Annotated in this window: 18 protein-coding genes; 10 read left to right on the plus strand and 8 right to left on the minus strand. The window is 53.3% G+C overall.

The features are described from left to right. Nucleotides 1-31: 31 nt before the first annotated feature. Both ACS603_RS19110 and ACS603_RS19115 read left to right on the plus strand, forming a co-directional pair. Complete coding sequence (locus ACS603_RS19110; RefSeq protein ID WP_315687181.1) at nucleotides 32-421, plus strand: polymorphic toxin type 44 domain-containing protein; 390 nt, start codon at nucleotides 32-34, stop codon at nucleotides 419-421. Next, the gene (locus ACS603_RS19115; RefSeq protein WP_474944725.1) at nucleotides 399-806 is read left to right on the plus strand and encodes a hypothetical protein; all 408 of its coding nucleotides are present in this window, start codon (nucleotides 399-401) and stop codon (nucleotides 804-806) included. Before ACS603_RS19110 ends, ACS603_RS19115 begins: the two co-directional genes overlap by 23 nt. A gap of 43 nt (nucleotides 807-849) precedes the next feature. Here ACS603_RS19115 and uspB read toward each other — a convergent pair whose 3' ends face one another. Further along, entirely contained in the window at nucleotides 850-1,185 is a 336-nt protein-coding gene (gene uspB / locus ACS603_RS19120; protein ID WP_003861224.1) for a universal stress protein UspB, read from the minus strand. A gap of 284 nt (nucleotides 1,186-1,469) precedes the next feature. On the opposite strand from uspB, the gene uspA reads away from it, so the two are divergent. Further along, on the plus strand, nucleotides 1,470-1,907 hold the full coding sequence (uspA, locus tag ACS603_RS19125; RefSeq protein ID WP_014072197.1) for a universal stress protein UspA: 438 nt from the start codon (nucleotides 1,470-1,472) through the stop codon (nucleotides 1,905-1,907). Nucleotides 1,908-1,997: 90 nt separating this feature from the next. Here the strand turns inward: uspA and rsmJ are convergent, their stop codons facing one another. The 3 genes from rsmJ to ACS603_RS19140 all read right to left on the minus strand — a co-directional run bounded on the left by rsmJ (nucleotide 1,998) and on the right by ACS603_RS19140 (nucleotide 6,217). Next, complete coding sequence (gene rsmJ / locus ACS603_RS19130) at nucleotides 1,998-2,750, minus strand: 16S rRNA (guanine(1516)-N(2))-methyltransferase RsmJ (RefSeq protein ID WP_182062872.1); 753 nt, start codon at nucleotides 2,748-2,750, stop codon at nucleotides 1,998-2,000. Between the two features lie 7 nt (nucleotides 2,751-2,757). Next, a complete protein-coding gene (prlC, locus tag ACS603_RS19135) occupies nucleotides 2,758-4,800 on the minus strand; it encodes an oligopeptidase A (protein ID WP_182062873.1) in 2,043 nt (680 codons plus the stop codon). A gap of 145 nt (nucleotides 4,801-4,945) precedes the next feature. Then, nucleotides 4,946-6,217: an acid phosphatase gene (locus ACS603_RS19140; protein ID WP_474944726.1), complete on the minus strand. Its 1,272-nt coding sequence runs from the start codon at nucleotides 6,215-6,217 to the stop codon at nucleotides 4,946-4,948. A 193-nt stretch (nucleotides 6,218-6,410) separates the two neighbouring features. Here ACS603_RS19140 and ACS603_RS19145 point away from each other — a divergent pair, with 193 nt between their 5' ends. Then, nucleotides 6,411-7,253, plus strand: a complete 843-nt coding sequence (locus ACS603_RS19145; protein ID WP_474944727.1) for a 23S rRNA (adenine(2030)-N(6))-methyltransferase RlmJ — start codon at nucleotides 6,411-6,413, stop codon at nucleotides 7,251-7,253. 71 nt (nucleotides 7,254-7,324) lie between these two features. Further along, the gene (gorA, locus tag ACS603_RS19150; protein WP_474944728.1) at nucleotides 7,325-8,677 is read left to right on the plus strand and encodes a glutathione-disulfide reductase; all 1,353 of its coding nucleotides are present in this window, start codon (nucleotides 7,325-7,327) and stop codon (nucleotides 8,675-8,677) included. Between the two features lie 19 nt (nucleotides 8,678-8,696). On the opposite strand, the gene ACS603_RS19155 is transcribed toward gorA, so the two are convergent. Next, nucleotides 8,697-9,095 (minus strand): hypothetical protein, encoded by a 399-nt coding sequence (locus tag ACS603_RS19155; RefSeq protein ID WP_474944729.1) that lies wholly within the window; start codon nucleotides 9,093-9,095, stop codon nucleotides 8,697-8,699. A gap of 191 nt (nucleotides 9,096-9,286) precedes the next feature. Between ACS603_RS19155 and ACS603_RS19160 the strand changes: the two genes are divergently transcribed. Next, complete coding sequence (locus ACS603_RS19160; protein ID WP_182062878.1) at nucleotides 9,287-10,012, plus strand: hypothetical protein; 726 nt, start codon at nucleotides 9,287-9,289, stop codon at nucleotides 10,010-10,012. Between the two features lie 246 nt (nucleotides 10,013-10,258). Then, nucleotides 10,259-11,908 carry an alpha,alpha-trehalase gene (locus tag ACS603_RS19165; RefSeq protein WP_474944730.1) on the plus strand — a complete coding sequence of 550 codons (1,650 nt, stop codon included), beginning with the start codon at nucleotides 10,259-10,261 and terminating at the stop codon, nucleotides 11,906-11,908. A gap of 47 nt (nucleotides 11,909-11,955) precedes the next feature. Here ACS603_RS19165 and ACS603_RS19170 read toward each other — a convergent pair whose 3' ends face one another. Further along, the gene (locus ACS603_RS19170; RefSeq protein ID WP_182062880.1) at nucleotides 11,956-13,545 is read right to left on the minus strand and encodes an STY4199 family HEPN domain-containing protein; all 1,590 of its coding nucleotides are present in this window, start codon (nucleotides 13,543-13,545) and stop codon (nucleotides 11,956-11,958) included. Between the two features lie 147 nt (nucleotides 13,546-13,692). Here ACS603_RS19170 and ACS603_RS19175 point away from each other — a divergent pair, with 147 nt between their 5' ends. Then, nucleotides 13,693-14,223: a GNAT family N-acetyltransferase gene (locus ACS603_RS19175; RefSeq protein WP_315687196.1), complete on the plus strand. Its 531-nt coding sequence runs from the start codon at nucleotides 13,693-13,695 to the stop codon at nucleotides 14,221-14,223. A gap of 80 nt (nucleotides 14,224-14,303) precedes the next feature. Beyond that, nucleotides 14,304-14,753: a lysozyme gene (locus tag ACS603_RS19180; RefSeq protein ID WP_182063488.1), complete on the plus strand. Its 450-nt coding sequence runs from the start codon at nucleotides 14,304-14,306 to the stop codon at nucleotides 14,751-14,753. 3 nt (nucleotides 14,754-14,756) lie between these two features. Here ACS603_RS19180 and ACS603_RS19185 read toward each other — a convergent pair whose 3' ends face one another. Together ACS603_RS19185 and ACS603_RS19190 are read right to left on the minus strand one after the other, a co-directional pair. Next, nucleotides 14,757-15,359 (minus strand): response regulator transcription factor, encoded by a 603-nt coding sequence (locus ACS603_RS19185; protein ID WP_315687199.1) that lies wholly within the window; start codon nucleotides 15,357-15,359, stop codon nucleotides 14,757-14,759. Nucleotides 15,360-15,591: 232 nt separating this feature from the next. Further along, nucleotides 15,592-16,350 (minus strand): SDR family NAD(P)-dependent oxidoreductase, encoded by a 759-nt coding sequence (locus ACS603_RS19190; RefSeq protein ID WP_315687200.1) that lies wholly within the window; start codon nucleotides 16,348-16,350, stop codon nucleotides 15,592-15,594. A 119-nt stretch (nucleotides 16,351-16,469) separates the two neighbouring features. Here ACS603_RS19190 and ACS603_RS19195 point away from each other — a divergent pair, with 119 nt between their 5' ends. Then, the gene (locus tag ACS603_RS19195; protein WP_446491719.1) at nucleotides 16,470-17,369 is read left to right on the plus strand and encodes a LysR family transcriptional regulator; all 900 of its coding nucleotides are present in this window, start codon (nucleotides 16,470-16,472) and stop codon (nucleotides 17,367-17,369) included. Nucleotides 17,370-17,391: the final 22 nt, after the last annotated feature.

The following is a 17,391-nucleotide window of genomic DNA, read 5'->3' on the forward strand; positions in this document are numbered from 1 at the left end:
GCAGAAAAAAATACAATGCAAAGGAGAATGTATGGCTTCTGTCCCTGTCTCAGGGCCTGGCTCAATCGTGATTGCCAACAACATGCGTGAAGCACGCAGCCATGGAATGTCGCGTAATATGGCCACACCCTCAACCTACTACTGGTTCTACCAAAAAGTTCGAAATGGCGGTCCGTGGGATTACAAAAAATTCGACCCATATTTTGCAGCATTCGGTAATTTTAACTTTGGTGCTGCCGGTACTGCCGCAGGTATTCCTGCAAGCATTCTTCTGATGGGTGCGGGTTGGGCTCAAGGTCGTGCCGGCACCTCAAAGCCTGAATGGGGAAAATGGTACGAAAAACCACCCTATGGGGACGACCCAACGGACCAGCGTAATATCAGAGAAGGGATAGATTATGCCATTCAGAATGGTTATTAGATGGCTCCATCGGCTTGTTACACTTGTGCTTCTGGCTTTGGTCACAGGATTTATATGGCTGAATCACCAGCCGGACCCACGAAAAAGCGATGAACTCAAGCGTGTTTATAACCTGTCTGACAGCGTCAGGCTCTACATGACCGCTAATAATCAGGGTGGAGCAACCGTGCCTACGGTTTACCGTTACTACTTGTCACATGAGATCGCAGGAAAAGACACAGACGTTATCCATGAGCTTGCTACGAAGCATCCCGTTATTGAGGGGACAGGCACTATCACCAGTGCCAGCATAGATAAAAATGGAGACGTGAGCATCTCCTACAGCGGGAAGGTCATCTCAATTCAGGACAATATCTCGGACCTTCGGTTTACGGTGAGCCCCTGAGATAAACGAAAATAAGGCGAGGATAACCTCGCCTTTCCTGTGCTCAGTGCCAAATCATCAACGCAATCATACTGACCACGACCAGGCCGCACAGGGCGCTGGTTAAAATAAACTGACGACGCAGGCGCTCACAGCGACGGATAAACTCTTCATCGTGATGATCGCGGTAGCGCTGGTAATAGATATACCCCACCAGACGCATTTGCTTGCTGGGCTGTCCATGCGAGGTGAAGAACCCTCCACCGTCCACATACTGATAAAGCAACGGATCGCAACCACGAAGTACCACTAATAGCGCACGTAACGATGAGAAGTAGCGCGCCATATTCACTATGCAAACTACGCATAACGCCCAAAACAATGCGACGGTGCTAATCATACATCCTCCCCGGCGTCCGCCCTCGAAGCAAAGCCCCTGAGCTACCGCACCCCAATGCCCTGACAGACAGTTCAGTGAAAGAATGACTCAAAAGTCGATCCGGTTCGCGTTTTAATATCCGAACGGCTCATTAAATAGTGTAGGAGATCCGTTAATTTTTTTGCCACAAGGTTAATCGTTATCAACGCGAAGGCTTGAAAAATTTGTTGAACTGAGCCGTAATGAAAGCAACAGACGACGGCTTTCTCTTTTAGTCATCGATAACTTAAGGAAGGAGTAACACTATGGCTTACAAACACATTCTCATCGCGGTAGACCTCTCCCCGGAGAGCAAAGTGCTGGTTGATAAAGCGGTATCCATGGCGCGTCCCTATAACGCGAAAGTTTCTTTGATTCACGTTGATGTGAATTACTCCGATCTCTATACCGGTCTGATCGATGTGAATCTGGGCGATATGCAAAAGCGTATCTCTGAAGAGACTCACCATGCACTGAGTGAGCTGTCTACCAACGCGGGCTACCCTATTACCGAAACCTTAAGCGGTAGCGGCGATCTGGGTCAGGTACTGGTTGATGCAATCAAGAAATACGATATGGATCTGGTGGTTTGCGGTCATCACCAGGACTTCTGGAGCAAGCTGATGTCTTCAGCGCGTCAGCTGATCAACACCGTTCACGTGGATATGCTGATTGTTCCACTGCGTGACGAAGAAGAAGAGTAAGTGGATTAAATTCCCCTCACCCCAGCCCTCTCCCACAGGGAGAGGGAATAGAATGTAGGCCGGGTAAGGCGAAACCGCCACCCGGCTTTTTTATTCCGCTGTCCCCGAATAAATATCAAACCGGTGCCCTTTGGTGGTCACCGCGTTGGTTGTGGCAACATCCGCCAGCGGTGGCGCATAGTCCGGGCGCTTCACCACCACACGCTTTGTCGCGAGCAGGCGGGCAGGCTCCAGCAGACCATCGGCATCCAAATCTGGCCCCACCAGCGACTGAAACACACGCATCTCTTTTTTCACCAGCGCGCTTTTCTGCTTATGCGGGAACATCGGGTCGAGGTAGACCACCTGCGGGCGCGGGGTGATATCCGTCAGCGCAGTCAGGCTGGAGGCGTGAATAAGCTGCAAACGCTCCTGCAACCACGGGCCGATTTCCGGGTCCGCATAGCCACGCGCAAGCCCATCGTCCAGCAACGCCGCCACTACCGGATTGCGCTCCAGCATCCGCACACGGCAGCCAACAGACGCCAGCACAAAAGCATCGCGCCCCAGCCCCGCGGTGGCATCAACCACATCCGGCAGATAACTGCCTTTGATCCCGACCGCTTTCGCTACCGCTTCGCCACGACCGCCGCCGAACTTGCGCCGGTGCGCCATGGCACCACCCACAAAGTCGACAAAGATGCCGCCAAGCTTCGGCTCGTCGCGTTTACGTAGTTCCAGATGTTCTGGCGTCATCACCAGCGCCATCAGGTTTTCGTCATCGTGCTCCAGTCCCCAGCGGGCGGCCAGAACAGATAAGGCGCCGTCTCCGGCGCCTGATTCATCTACTAAGCAGATCTTCACGTAACAATCAGCCTTTGATCCCGTAATGCTCAAGCATCGCATCCAGCTGCGGCTCACGGCCACGGAAGCGTTTGAACAGCACCATTGGCTCTTCAGAGCCGCCACGCGTCAGGATGTTATCCAGGAACGATTGGCCGGTTTCACGGTTGAAAATGCCCTCTTCTTCAAAACGAGAGAAGGCGTCGGCCGCCAGCACATCGGCCCACAGGTAGCTGTAGTAACCCGCCGCGTAACCACCTGCAAAGATATGGCTGAACGCGTGCGGGAAACGGCCCCAGGTTGGTCCTGGAATAACGGCGACCTGTTTTTTAATCTCGGCCAGGGTTTCGAGGATTTTCGCCCCTTGTTCCGGGCTGAACTCAGCGTGCAGGCGGAAGTCGAACAGGCCGAACTCCAGCTGACGCAGGATAAACATCGCCGCCTGGTAGTTCTTCGCCGCCAGCATTTTATCCAGCAGTTCTTTTGGCAGCGGTTCGCCGGTTTCAAAGTGACCAGAGATGAACGCCAGCGCGTCCGGCTCCCAGCACCAGTTTTCCATAAACTGGCTTGGCAGCTCGACTGCATCCCACGGCACACCACTGATACCGGCAACGCCTGCGGTTTCAATGCGGGTCAGCATATGGTGCAGGCCGTGACCGAATTCGTGGAACAGGGTGATCACTTCGTCGTGTGTAAACAGCGCAGGTTTACCATTCACCGGACGGTTAAAGTTACAGGTCAGGTAAGCGACCGGTTTTTGCAGCGAACCATCCGCTTTACGCATCTGGCCCACGCAGTCGTCCATCCATGCTCCACCGCGTTTGTTTTCACGCGCATAGAGATCCAGATAGAAGCTGCCGCGCAGCTCGTTCTTCTCGTCATACAGCTCGAAGAAACGCACGTCCGGGTGCCAGACTTCGATGTCAGTACGCTCTTTAGCGGTAATGCCATAGATACGTTTCACCACTTCGAACAGACCGTTTACCGCTTTGTTTTCCGGGAAGTACGGGCGCAGCTGCTCATCGCTGATGCTGTAGAGATGCTGTTTCTGTTTTTCGCTGTAGTAAGCGATATCCCACGGCTGTAGCTCATCCACACCGAATTCCGCTTTCGCGAAAGCGCGCAGCTGAGCCAGCTCTTTCTCGCCCTGCGGACGGGCGCGTTTTGCCAGGTCGGTTAAGAAATCCAGCACCTGCTGTGGGTTTTCCGCCATTTTGGTGGCGAGAGATTTGAAAGCATAGCTTTCAAAGCCCAGCAATTGTGCCAGCTCGTGACGCAGGGCGAGGATTTCAGCCATCACCGGGCTGTTGTCCCATTTGCCCGCATTTGGGCCTTGATCGGACGCGCGTGTGCTGTAAGCGCGGTACAACTCTTCACGCAGCGCCTGGTTGTCGCAATAGGTCATTACTGGCAGGTAGCTTGGGATATCCAGCGTTAACAGGAAACCTTCCAGCTCTTTCGCTTCGGCCTGTGCTTTCGCTGCCGCCAGCGCGCTTTCCGGCATCCCGGCAAGCTCTGCTTCGTCGGTTACCTGCTTCGTCCAGCCCATCGTGGCATCCAGCACGTTGTTGCTGTACTGGTTGCCCAGCTCAGACAGACGCGCGGCAATTTCGCCATAGCGAGTCTGTTTCTCTTTTGGCAGACCAATACCGGACAGCTCAAAATCACGCAGCGCGTTATCCACAGATTTCTTCTGCGCAGTATTTAGTGACGCATAGTGATCACCATCGCGCAGGTCGCGGTAGGCCTGGTACAGCCCTTCATGTTGACCCACCCAGGTGCTGTACTCAGAGAGCAGCGGCAGGGTTTGCTCGTAGGCTTCGCGCAGCTCCTGGCTGTTTTTCACCGAGTTCAGATGACTCACTGGCGAAAAGATACGGCCCAGCACGTCATCCACTTCCGCCAGCGGCTGACACAGATTTTCCCAGGTGTACGGCGCACCTTGCGCCACCACGCTTTCTACCGCCGCACGGCAATTATCCAGCGACTGCGTAACGGCTGGAACCACATGCTCAGGGAGGATTTTAGAAAACGGTGGCAACGAAAAAGGCGTCAGTAATGGATTGGTCATAAGCGCTGTCCTGTTGAAGAAGATGAATGAAGCGCGCATCCGGCGCTGTACATATTGGTTCAGTAATGGGGTTAAGTGTAGAGGATTTCAATGGTGCAAGCGGGGAATTACGCCCGACAGCGTAACGCTGCCGGGTATGGGTTACTTAGTGTGCGTGATGCCCGAGCGCATAGGCAGCAGGCAGGTTCAGACGCTGCCAGAACTGCTGATCCGGCGTTGTCCCGGAGAGCGGATAACCCGCAGGCAGCGCAGTTTTCACCATCAGCGCCTGGCGCTGGGCTGCACTGAGGTTTGGCAGTGCCGCTTCCAGCAGCACATCGGCCCCTTCAGGCACTTTCAGACTCTGCTGTTCGCCTTTTTGCTGCGGCAGATCGTAGGTCATGGTGAAGCGATAGAACGTCTGCATGGCTGGGTCACGATACGGATCGTTCTTACCGTCGGTCTTTGCGCACTCAGTCAGCGATGTCCCACACTCTTTTTCCAGCGCGGTGCGCAGCTGGTCGCGGGCTTCGTTAAACAGCGCGCGATAGCTGGCGTCATTCAGATAATAGGCTACATTACGCTGCGCCACCATTCGCGAGCCCATCACATCCAGCGGATAATGCACGCCGAGGACAATACGGGAATAGCCATAGCGTGCCCCCCGCGTCACCAACGCATCAAAACGCTCCGGGATCATCTCTGCCATCAGCAATGCGTCGGTGTAACCGGTGTTGGTGTGCCCGCTCGGGAACGAGCCGCCGTCAGCGGTATAGGGTTGATTGTCTTTTACCACCACGTCATCAGGCACCAGATGAATGGTATTGCCCTGGATAAGGAACGGGCGCGGGTTGTTAAAGTGCTTTTTCGCCTCGCCAGTGCTGACTTCAGATGCCTTAATCAGCGCCGCGGCTTTGCCAAGTTCCCCTTTGTCATAGGCATCAAGAAATGCCTTACCCAGACGCGGCCCCAGCGCGTCGCTCAGGAAGTAGAGATAGCTAATCCCTTCGGCATCCGCCAGTGCCTGATGGCGAGCGAGTTGCGAAGCATCGCGGTTAATGGCGGTCACTGTTTGGAGGTTTGCGTTGATAACGATCTCGGGCAGTTTACTGAATCCCGAAAGCAGGTCGATACCCGCCTGCTGGTTCTCTTTTACCCTGAAGTCATAGCCGCTTGCCTTAAGCCAGGCTTTATCGGCCTGGGTTTTGTTCTGCTTCGCCTTTTCGAGCTGGTCACGCGTGAGCGTGGCGGCATCACCTTTCAGCGCCGCACGCAGTTGCGCCAGCGTCTGAATTTCCAGAGCATCAAACGACGGGCTGGCAGATGCCGGCGTAACGCTGCTGGCGATGTCGGCCGCCTGGCTGAGCGGAACCTCTTTTGCCAGTACCGGCAGCGCGAGGAAGAGTGCTGATGTGAGCAGTGTGAATTGCAGCTTCATTATTTTTCCTTTTATTCAAAGAATTACCTTGCCTGCCTGCGACGCTAGCCCTGCTGGTTGACACTTTTATGACACCGATATGTTTTGCAACGCTTTTGCCGGAATTGAAACAGCACGGCGCTTTAGCGGTAATCCAGGCGGATCTACGGTAAACTAGCGCTTAACTTGTCTACTTCCCGGAATCTCTGCATCCATGCTCAGTTATCGCCACAGCTTTCACGCAGGCAACCACGCCGACGTCCTTAAACACACCGTTCAGAGCCTGATCATTGAAGCGCTCAAAGAGAAAGATAAACCCTTTCTCTACCTGGACACGCACGCCGGCGCGGGCCGCTATCAGCTGAGCGGCGAGCACGCCGAGCGTACCGGTGAATATCTCGAAGGCATCGCCCGTATCTGGCAGCAGGATGACCTGCCGGCAGAGCTGGAGCCTTATATCGGCGTGGTTGAGCATTTCAACCGCAGCGGCCAGCTGCGTTACTACCCAGGCTCTCCGCTGATTGCCCGCCAGCTGCTGCGCGAGCAGGACAGCCTTCAGTTGACCGAACTGCACCCGAGTGATTTTCCACTGCTGCGTTCCGAATTCCAGAAAGATAACCGCGCCCGCGTGGAAAAAGCCGATGGCTACCAGCAGCTGAAAGCCAAACTGCCGCCGGTTTCCCGCCGTGGCCTGGTGTTAATTGACCCGCCGTACGAAATCAAAACCGACTACCAGGCGGTGGTGACCGGCATCAACGAAGGCTACAAACGCTTTGCAACCGGCACTTATGCACTGTGGTATCCGGTGGTACTGCGCGCGCAAATCAAGCGCATGATCAAAGACCTGGAAGCCACCGGCATCCGCAAAATCCTGCAAATTGAGCTGGCCGTGCGCCCGGACAGCGACCAGCGCGGCATGACCGCCTCCGGCATGATTGTGATCAACCCGCCGTGGAAGCTCGAAGCGCAAATGAACAACGTGCTGCCGTGGCTGCACAAAACGCTGGTGCCAGCCGGTACCGGCCATGCGGCAGTGGGCTGGATCGTGCCTGAGTAATCGCAGTCATTGGTGGAACCTATTGATTTCAGGTATACAATCGCGGCAATTCACGATTAAGGATAAAAGCTATGACGAAGCATTATGACTACATCGCAATCGGCGGCGGCAGCGGCGGTATCGCCTCTATCAACCGTGCAGCCATGTACGGCCAGAAGTGCGCGCTGATTGAAGCCAAAGAGCTTGGCGGCACCTGCGTGAACGTGGGTTGTGTACCGAAGAAAGTGATGTGGCACGCGGCGCAAATCCGTGAAGCTATCCATATGTATGGCCCGGATTACGGCTTTGACACCACCATCAATAACTTTGACTGGGACAAGCTGATTGCCAGCCGTACGGCTTATATCGACCGAATCCATACCTCGTATGACAACGTACTGGGTAAAAACAACGTCGATGTGATCCGGGGTTTTGCACGCTTTGTTGATGCCAACACGATCGAAGTGAACGGTGAGACGATCACTGCCGATCATATCCTGATCGCCACCGGTGGCCGCCCAAGCCACCCGGACATTCCAGGTGTGGAATACGGTATCGACTCCGACGGTTTCTTCGAACTGCCTGCCCTGCCAAAACGCGTTGCGGTTGTTGGCGCAGGTTACATCGCGGTAGAGCTGGCGGGTGTGATTAACGGTCTGGGCGCCGAAGCACATCTGTTTGTGCGTAAGCACGCACCACTGCGCAGCTTCGACCCGCTGATCGTCGATACCCTGGTCGAAGTGATGAACGCCGAAGGCCCGACCCTGCATACCCACGCCGTACCAAAAGCGGTCGTGAAAAATGCAGATGGCAGCCTGACCCTGGAGCTGGAAGATGGCCGTAGCCAGACCGTCGATTGCCTGATCTGGGCGATTGGTCGTGAGCCGGCAAACGACAACTTCAACCTGGCCGTCACTGGCGTGAAAACCAACGACAAAGGCTATATCGTCGTCGATAAATTCCAGAACACCAGCGTGCCTGGCATTTATGCGGTGGGTGATAACACCGGTGCCGTTGAACTGACTCCGGTCGCGGTGGCCGCTGGTCGTCGTCTCTCTGAGCGTCTGTTCAACAACAAGCCGGACGAGCATCTGGACTACAGCAACATCCCGACAGTGGTATTCAGCCACCCGCCAATCGGCACCGTGGGCTTAACCGAGCCGCGGGCGCGCGAACAGTATGGCGATGACCAGGTGAAAGTGTACAAATCGGCGTTTACCGCGATGTATACCGCTGTCACCTCTCACCGTCAGCCATGCCGCATGAAGCTGGTGTGCGTTGGCCCGGAAGAGAAAATTGTCGGTATTCACGGTATTGGCTTTGGCATGGATGAGATCCTGCAAGGCTTTGCTGTGGCACTGAAAATGGGCGCAACCAAGAAAGACTTCGATAACACCGTAGCTATCCACCCAACTGCGGCGGAAGAGTTTGTGACCATGCGTTAATCTCGCATTGCCTCTGGCGTCAGGCGATTAATATTTGCCCGACGCCAGAACATTCTTCGAAAACAAACATCCTCCTGTGCATATTCATCAAACGCATCCCCGCCACCTGGCAACCACGAAAAACAATAGGTTTTGTCACCACTGAATGCGAAAAACAGACATTGCGCATATCGCAGTGTTCAAAGGTAATATTTTCCAGACAACAACGATTTAACGTTAAGTAAGAAAAACAAATATCTCGGAACGAAATTTCACTTAAATTACTGCGATAAATGATTGCGCTTATTTTCTCCCCCCGGATATTCAAACCTACCAATTGTCGGTTTTCTATTAAACCATTTAAGTCTGATATAGTGTTTCGCTGCGTATTCTGTAAAGACAAAGGCATAGCGCCCTGACGCCTCGCGTTAAGGTTCATAAAGGTTCCATTTTTAGTGTTGTCATCAGAAAGGATGACGAGTGAGTGGATCCCTTTAATGCCTTACTGCGCTATGCCGAAACAACAGCGATTTTGTCCATTTATTTGCAGAGTTGGTCTGCAAAATAAAAGCGTTTAAATAAACAATTCCAAATCACGTAACGTAATAATTTTATTTAAGTGAGTTTTTAATGCCAAAACACACAAGCAGTAATTGTATTCTGGTGATCGAATCCCCGTGGGAGTTAGATGGGCAAGACTCTAATCGTTCTTCGGTTGTACCGTTTATCGAGGGCATCGCAAAGTTACACGGGGATACTGATGTCTATTTTCTGAATTTTTACGACAAAAGTAGTTTTAAGACCGCGCTTGATTGCCTGTGTAAGCAAACTTTTGCGAATACAATCGTCTATGTTGCAGCCCATGGCAGCTCAACACACATAGCAAAAGTGCCGTTGAAGGATATCCTCAGCGCCGTGAGTGAGAAATCCGCAAAATTCAACATCAGGGGCCTGATGCTGGGGTCATGTTTCGCCGGAGGAAAAACGCAGTTATTGCAGAATTTCACTCAGGGTAGTGGTCTGCGCTGGTGTGCGGGATATGCCTCTTCGTGTTGCTGGCTGACAGGTACGATGATTGATTGCGCCATTATCCGCAGTGCACTGGGGATGCATGAAGAGCATTACCAGGATCGTGATTCAATGAACCATGCATTTGCGAATGCACTCGCTCCGTTTGCACCAAATGCCATTATTGGCAACGGTAAAAAGCGCGATAACGTTCCTCTTTGTGAGTCTCTGCAATTTGTAATTCAGCCTGAAGGCAAAGGTCATCGCCCTCTTCTTGCGGCTGAAGAAATATTCGCGCAGGCACATTCGCTGCGTGTAGAAGTAGAAACAGAAGACGAAGCCTACTAGCCCCCCGGTTAATACATACTCTGTTGCAAAGTGAATGCTCTGAATTTTAAGGTGTTCAGGAATGTAGGGTTAGCAGGTTTATGGTTTAAATATCATGAGCCTGTGTAACCTTTTATCTTTTTCACCTCCCTGCCAAAACGTGATCTACCGCACATTTAACTCCCCACGCATCGAAGCGAATGTCTACGCTTATGAGACACCCGGAAAAACCTGTCATTGTGAATACAACCGGAGGTCCCTATCACTATGTTCAGCCAGAAACTACACGCCGCCGATATCGTCGAGTTCGGGATTGAGGAAGAACTTCGCTACGAGGCCGATCCCTGCGAGTTGAAACTGGATGAAATGATTGAAGCGGAGCCGGAACCCGAAATGATCGAGGGGCTGCCCGCATCCGATGCCCTCACCCCCGCCGATCGTTACCTTGAACTGTTTGAGCATGTGCAGTCATCGCGGCTGTTTGCAGACAGCAAAACCTTTCCCGACTGCGCACCGAAAATGGATCCGCTGGATATTCTTATCCGCTATCGCAAGGTAAAACGTCACCGGGATTTCGATTTGCGCCAGTTCGTTGAGAACCACTTCTGGATGCCGGAAGTGCTCTCCAGTGAATATATTTCTGACCCAAATCTTTCCCTGAAAGAGCATATCGATAATCTGTGGCCGGTGTTAACGCGCGAACCACAGGACCATATTCCCTGGTCGTCACTATTGGCGCTGCCGCAGGCGTATATCGTGCCCGGCGGGCGCTTCAGCGAAACCTACTACTGGGATTCCTACTTCACCATGCTGGGGCTGGCGGAAAGCGGACGCCACGACATGCTGAAGTGCATGGCGGACAACTTCGCGTGGATGATTGAGCGTTACGGCCATATTCCCAACGGCAACCGCACCTACTACCTGAGCCGCTCGCAACCGCCGGTGTTTGCCCTGATGGTCGAGTTATTCGAGGAAGATGGCGTGCGCGGTGCGCGGCGCTATCTCGACCATTTGTTACTGGAATATGCCTTCTGGATGGATGGCGCGGAATCGCTGCTGCTGAATCAGGCCTACCGTCACGTCGTGCGAATGCCGGACGGCTCTATGCTTAACCGCTACTGGGATGACCGTGACACGCCGCGCGATGAATCATGGATTGAGGATGTAGAAACAGCGAAACACTCCGGTCGCCCGCCGAACGAGGTCTATCGCGACCTGCGTGCGGGTGCGGCTTCGGGCTGGGATTACTCCTCCCGCTGGCTGCGCGATGCCGGGCGTCTTGCCAGCATTCGCACCACACAGTTTATTCCCATCGATTTAAATGCCTTCCTGTACAAGCTGGAAAGCACCATCGCTAATCTTTCTGGTCGGAAAGGTGATAAAGCGGCCGAAGCCCATTTCCGCCAGAAGGCAAGCGATCGCCGGGCAGCAGTAAACCGCTATCTGTGGGATAACGAGAACGGCTGTTACCGTGATTACGACTGGCGACGCGAAGAGATGGCATTGTTCTCCGCCGCCAGCATTGTGCCGTTGTATGTCGACATGGCGACCCACGAGCAGGCCGACCGTCTGGCCGATGCCGTTAACGCCCGTCTGTTGACGCCGGGCGGTATTTTAGCGACCGAGCATGAAACCGGCGAACAGTGGGATAAACCTAACGGCTGGGCGCCGTTGCAGTGGATGGCTATTCAGGGGTTTAAACGCTATGGCAACGACTCGCTGGGCGATGAGATTGCCCACAGCTGGCTGCAAACGGTGAACCATTTCTATAAGAAACATCACAAGCTGATTGAGAAGTACCATATCGCCAGCAGCACACCGCGTGAAGGTGGCGGTGGTGAATATCCGTTACAGGATGGGTTTGGCTGGACGAACGGTGTGGTGCGGCGTTTGATTGGGCTGTATGGGGAGCCGTAGGTTACCGGGGTGGTAGCGGTGAGTCACCCCGGCACTCTCCCGCAAAGTTACCGAATCACATCATAAATAGCGGTCTGAATAGACTGCCATTTTTTAGTGTTATCGTCCGGCTGCGCCTGGGCGCGACGCGTGGCCATATCCGTATCATGCTGCTGGCGTTTCACCACCGCAGGTACTGTGCAAAACGCCTTAAGATACTGCTTACGCAGCGAAGTCAGGGCATCACCGTTCGACATGGCATGGCTGAGGGTATTGATAAACCGACGGCACGGTTTTTCCTCCACCATTTGCGACCGGTAACGCAGCATCAACTCCAGCACGCCGTCGTGCTCCGCGGCCATCGCCTCTTCAGTCCATGAAAGCTTCCAGTCCATTCCGCCCTGGAGGAACAGCTGCGCCACGCGGGTGTCGTTACGGTTGATGGCCGAACGGAAATTGTTTTCATCCCAGGTCACGCCCATGCGCGTGAGTGTTTCACGTGAAGTGGGCGCTTCGCGCATCTCCTGAGTCGGGGAAGCTTCCTCTGCGTTCGCGGTTGCAGGTGGCGGCTTACCGCTGGTGACGAGCCAAAAACCTCCCATCACGATAGCAATCACCATCACCCCAACCGCCGCCCATAGCAGGCCAGAAATCAACTGGTCGCGCTGTTCTTGTGTACGCGGCGCACGCTGGGTCGGCTTTTCAATGGTGTCGCGCACCTCGAACAGATCGCCCCCGGTGATGCGGTCCATTTTTTGCGCGTTTTCCCAGAAGTTATGCAGCTCGCTGGCGTCCACCGACATCAATCCCGCCGGGTTGATGCGCGTGCGCCCTTCTTCAAACGCCCGCTGAACGGGGCGGGTAATTTGTGTGTAGTAGTTATCCAGCAGCAAAATTTGTGCGGAGCTCAAACGCTGGTTAACGGCAATGCTGTTGCGGATCTGGCGGATATCATTCAGGAAGGTTTGCAGGGTTTTTCGCGGCTCAACCAGCAGCGTCAGCATCATCGGGTCGCTAAACAACGGGGAGTAGTAACGGCTAAATTCCCGTTTATCCACCAGCATCTGTGCCAGCTCGCTAAACATCATGCCGCTGAGGATATCGTTGATTTCACCCAGCTTCAGCCAGCGCCGGACGCGGTCGGCGTTAAATAACGTTTTAAGGTGATTATTGAGCCGCACCGGATCGGGCCATGCCTGCTGGATAAGCCCCTTAATCATCAGCTCAATTGCCCGAACCTGCTTTTGCGCCTGCTGTTGTTGGATCTCGTTGCCTGCCGCAAGCTCCGTACTGTAGGTTAAAAGCGTCTGTTGCAGACGCACGTGTTCCAGGGCGGTCACAAAACGCATGGCCGCAATCAGCTGGTTTTCACTGACATCCTGCCCACTTTCGTACTGTGGGACTCGCTGCTGCAACAGGCGCAGTTGCAGCGTAAAGTCCGACATTTCAGCATCATTCAGGTTGAGTTTTTTCGCCACAGCGCCCCAGCCACCTAATGCGAGGCGGGCGCTATCCAGTTGTTCAAGGAACCAGCGAGGATCTTTGCCTTCCGAAACATGGACATTCAGGAGAAGCAACATTTCGACTGAGGCCTGACGAATGACCGCCAGGCAGTGCTCAAACTGCTCGCGGATATGATGTGATGTGCTGAGAGTCATTGTTTTCCTTCAGGGACAACGAATACATCATGGCAGACCCGATAAGGTCATTTTTCTTTTTATTTATACGAGGTTAAACCATACCTGAGTTTCTGTTGAAATACAGTGACAGCCCTATAATCATTTACACATGCTCTGGAGAACCGAATGCCTTCCCTCACCACCACACGTCTGACCTGCTCGCCGTTGCAAGCGTCTGACTGGCCCTTCTTTCTTGCATTGCAGCAGCATCCCGACGTCATGCGCTTTGTCGCAGAAGACCGTTCCGTTGCAGACATCCGCGAAGCCTTTGATTCCCGCCTTGCCCCGTGGGCGCCAGGCAGCGCGCAGTGGTTATGTCTGGTGGTGCGTGATGCCGCCAGCCAGACACCGCTGGGCGTCACGGGTTATATCCATCGGGAAGACGATTGCGCCGAAGTCGGTTTTCTTTTCGCGCCATCCGCCCAGGGCAAGGGCTATGGATTTGAATCATTGCGGGCACTCTGTGATTTTGCGTTTAACCAGGGCGGCATCCGTCGGCTGACCGCTACCGTCACGGCGGGCAATATCGCCTCACGGGCTTTACTGGAAAAATCAGGGTTCAGGCTGGAAGGCGAACTGCGCGAAAGCTATTTCCTCTCCGGACAGTGGCACAATGACTGGCTATTTGGTTTGCTGAAGCATGAGTTTCAGGCTTAAAAAAACAGTTCAACAGCCATTTGGCGGATATTGATCACCCACCATTTCCTCTACAGTCATGCCAGAGAGAGGAAACGAATATGATATGCCGTTCGCTGAAGATATCGTCGTCTGGAATTGAATTAATTAAACAATATCAGGGTCTGTCCCTTGAGAAATATTGTGATGAAAGTGGTTTATGGATTATTGGATTTGGCCACGTGATCGGTCCGAAAGAGACAACTTCCGCGTTTATTACTCTGGCTCAGGCCGAACAATTTCTCTACGACGATATTCAGAAATGTGAAGACGTTCTACGGGAAAATATCGCCCGTCCGCTGACGCAAGAAAAACATGATGCCCTTATTTCATTGATATTCAGCTGCGGGATTAAAGACTGTCTGAACACTGGCATTATTCAGGAGGTTGCACGCGGTAATAACGCGCAAGCGACACTGCTCTGGCGTAATGCTCTTATGCTTAATGGCAAAAAGATCAACAGCCTGGCGCAGCAACGCCAGGCTGAATGTGCACTTTTCGACAGCGAATAAACCTCAGGCTGCCCGGGTATAAAACAGGGCTGCCTGCGTGCGATTTTTGACATCCAGGCGGCGAAAAAGCGCTTCCAGATGGGCTTTTACCGTTCCCGTGCTGATATTTAGCGTGCGACTAATTTCTTTGTTTGTCTCACCCGCAGCCAGCAGTTTTAGTACTTCGCGCTGGCGCTCACTCAGCGAAGAGAGCCCCTGCTGCGGCCGGGAAGGTTGTTTAAGCCAGTCGCACGGGAAACAGACCATCCCCTTCGATACCGACTTCAGCATTGCAGCGATCATTTCCGGGTGTGCATTGCGGGGAATAATGGCCGTGACATTATTCTGCATAAGCTGCTCCACCCATCTGACATCATTTTTTGCCAGCACCATGACCACACGCAGTGCCGGAAAACGCAGCATAATCTCTTCCAGCATCGTCATGCCGGCATCCTCAATAAAGCGGCCGTCAATCATGAGGATAGATGTTGGCGAGGCGGATAAAAGCGCCCACAGCTCATCAGTCTGACGGGTTCCCGATATATTTATTTCTGGAATTAATTCTTGCAGACGATTTATCGCTCCATGAATAAATATTGACTGCCTGTCAAACATGATAACTCGCATTATTTTTACTCCCACTGAAAACCCCGTGCCACGAAGTATCGTCATGGATAGATAATAAAGACTCAATAATTCGAGGGGGATTCTACAGAGGGTCTGCCTGAGAACAAACTCAACTACGGGAAGCGTTACAAAATGCCCGACTTGATTAAATCTTGCCAGATTTTGACATAATTGCTTTAAGGAACATCTTAAGCACTACCAATACGGGGATCCCTCCCCGCAGGCCATTGCATTACAGGAACATCCCGCCTGAAACTTCAATACGCTGGGCGTTCATCCAGCCCAGTTTATCGCTCAGCAACGCGGCGATCGCATCACCAATATCGTCCGGTAAGCCCACACGACCCAGCGCGGTTTGAGACGCCAGCATCTGATTCAGCTGCGCGTTGTCTCGCACCCGTCCACCGCCAAAATCGGTTTCAATCGCGCCCGGGGCAATAATATTGACCGAGATCCCTCGCGCACCCAGCTCTTTTGCCTGATAGCGGGTCAGCACCTCCATTGCCCCTTTCATTGAGGCGTAAGCCCCGGAGCCTGGCTGTGTAAAACGCGCCAGCCCGCTGGACACATTCAGGATGCGGCCACCGTCTTTAATCACCGGCAACAGTTGCTGGGTCAGAAAAAACGGGCCTTTGAAATGAACATTCATCGCCTCATCAAACTGCGCTTCCGTCGTCTCGGCAAAAGGCGCATATAAACCTGTGCCCGCATTGTTCAATAAATAATCAAAGGTATCACGCTGCCAGATGTTTTTGAGCGTTTCCTGAACCTGCCGGCTGAAATCCTCAAAGCTGGCGACATTGCCGACGTTAAGCTGTAATGCTGCGGCTTTAACGCCTTTTCCCTCAATTTCCCGCACAACTTCAAGCGCTTCTTTCTCGCTGCTGTTATAGGTCAGGATAATTCCTGTACCTGCATCAGCCAGCTTCAATACCGCGTTTTTCCCCAGACCACGGCTACCACCTGTTACTAATGCAATACGTTCAGACATAAGAAACCTCGTTCCGGCTGTTATGAAGATTGAGAAAGAGCTTATTAGGTGATAGAAGATCAATAAAGACAGTAAGAAACGCTTCACTGTTTCATTACAAACAACAATGAGCCACGCCTATGGATAAAATTCACGCAATGCAGCTCTTCATCCGTGTCGCGGAACTGGAAAGTTTTTCCCGCGCGGCGGATACCTTAGGCCTGCCGAAAGGGAGCGTTTCGCGGCAAATTCAGGCGCTGGAAAACCTGCTGGGCACGCAACTTTTACACCGCACCACGCGCCGCGTCAGCCTGACGCAGGACGGCATGGTCTATTACGAGCGTGCAAAAGATCTGTTGACCAACCTCGACGAACTGGACGGCATGTTCCAGCTTGATCCCTCCAGCATCAGCGGACGATTGCGTGTCGATATGCCTGTGGGCGTTGCTCGAAATTTAGTCATCCCTAAACTCCCGGCATTTTTACAGCAGTATCCCGGTATTGAGCTGGAACTCAGCAGCAGTGACCGCCTGGTCGATGTGATCCGCGAAGGGTTTGACTGTGTGGTGCGCGTCGGCACGCTGAAGGACTCCGGACTGATTGCCCGCCCGCTAGGCAAGCTGTCGGTGATTAACTGCGCCAGCCCAGAGTATCTGGAGCGTTTTGGTTACCCGGATAGTCTGGACGATTTGGCTTCACATGCGGTCATTCACTATGCCGCCAGTCTGGGCACTCGCCCGCAGGGCTTTGAGTATTACAACGGCAACACGACGCAGTGGATAAAAACGGGCGGGATCCTGACCGTAAACAGCACGGAAACCTACCATGCGGCCTGTATCGCCGGGCTGGGGATAATCCAGGTGCCCCGTGTTGGTGTGCGTGATTCGCTGCGAGCCAAAAAACTGCTCGAGATCCTGCCGCAATACCGCGCAGAACCCATGCCCGTGTCGCTGATTTATCCGCACCGGCGTAACCTCTCCCGCCGGGTGCATCTGTTTATGGAGTGGCTAACCGTATTAATGAAAGCCTATGTTGATTAAGGGCAGGCTATAATTTCAATTA

The sequence above is a fragment of the Enterobacter sp. Li2LvB3 genome, assembly GCF_056156645.1.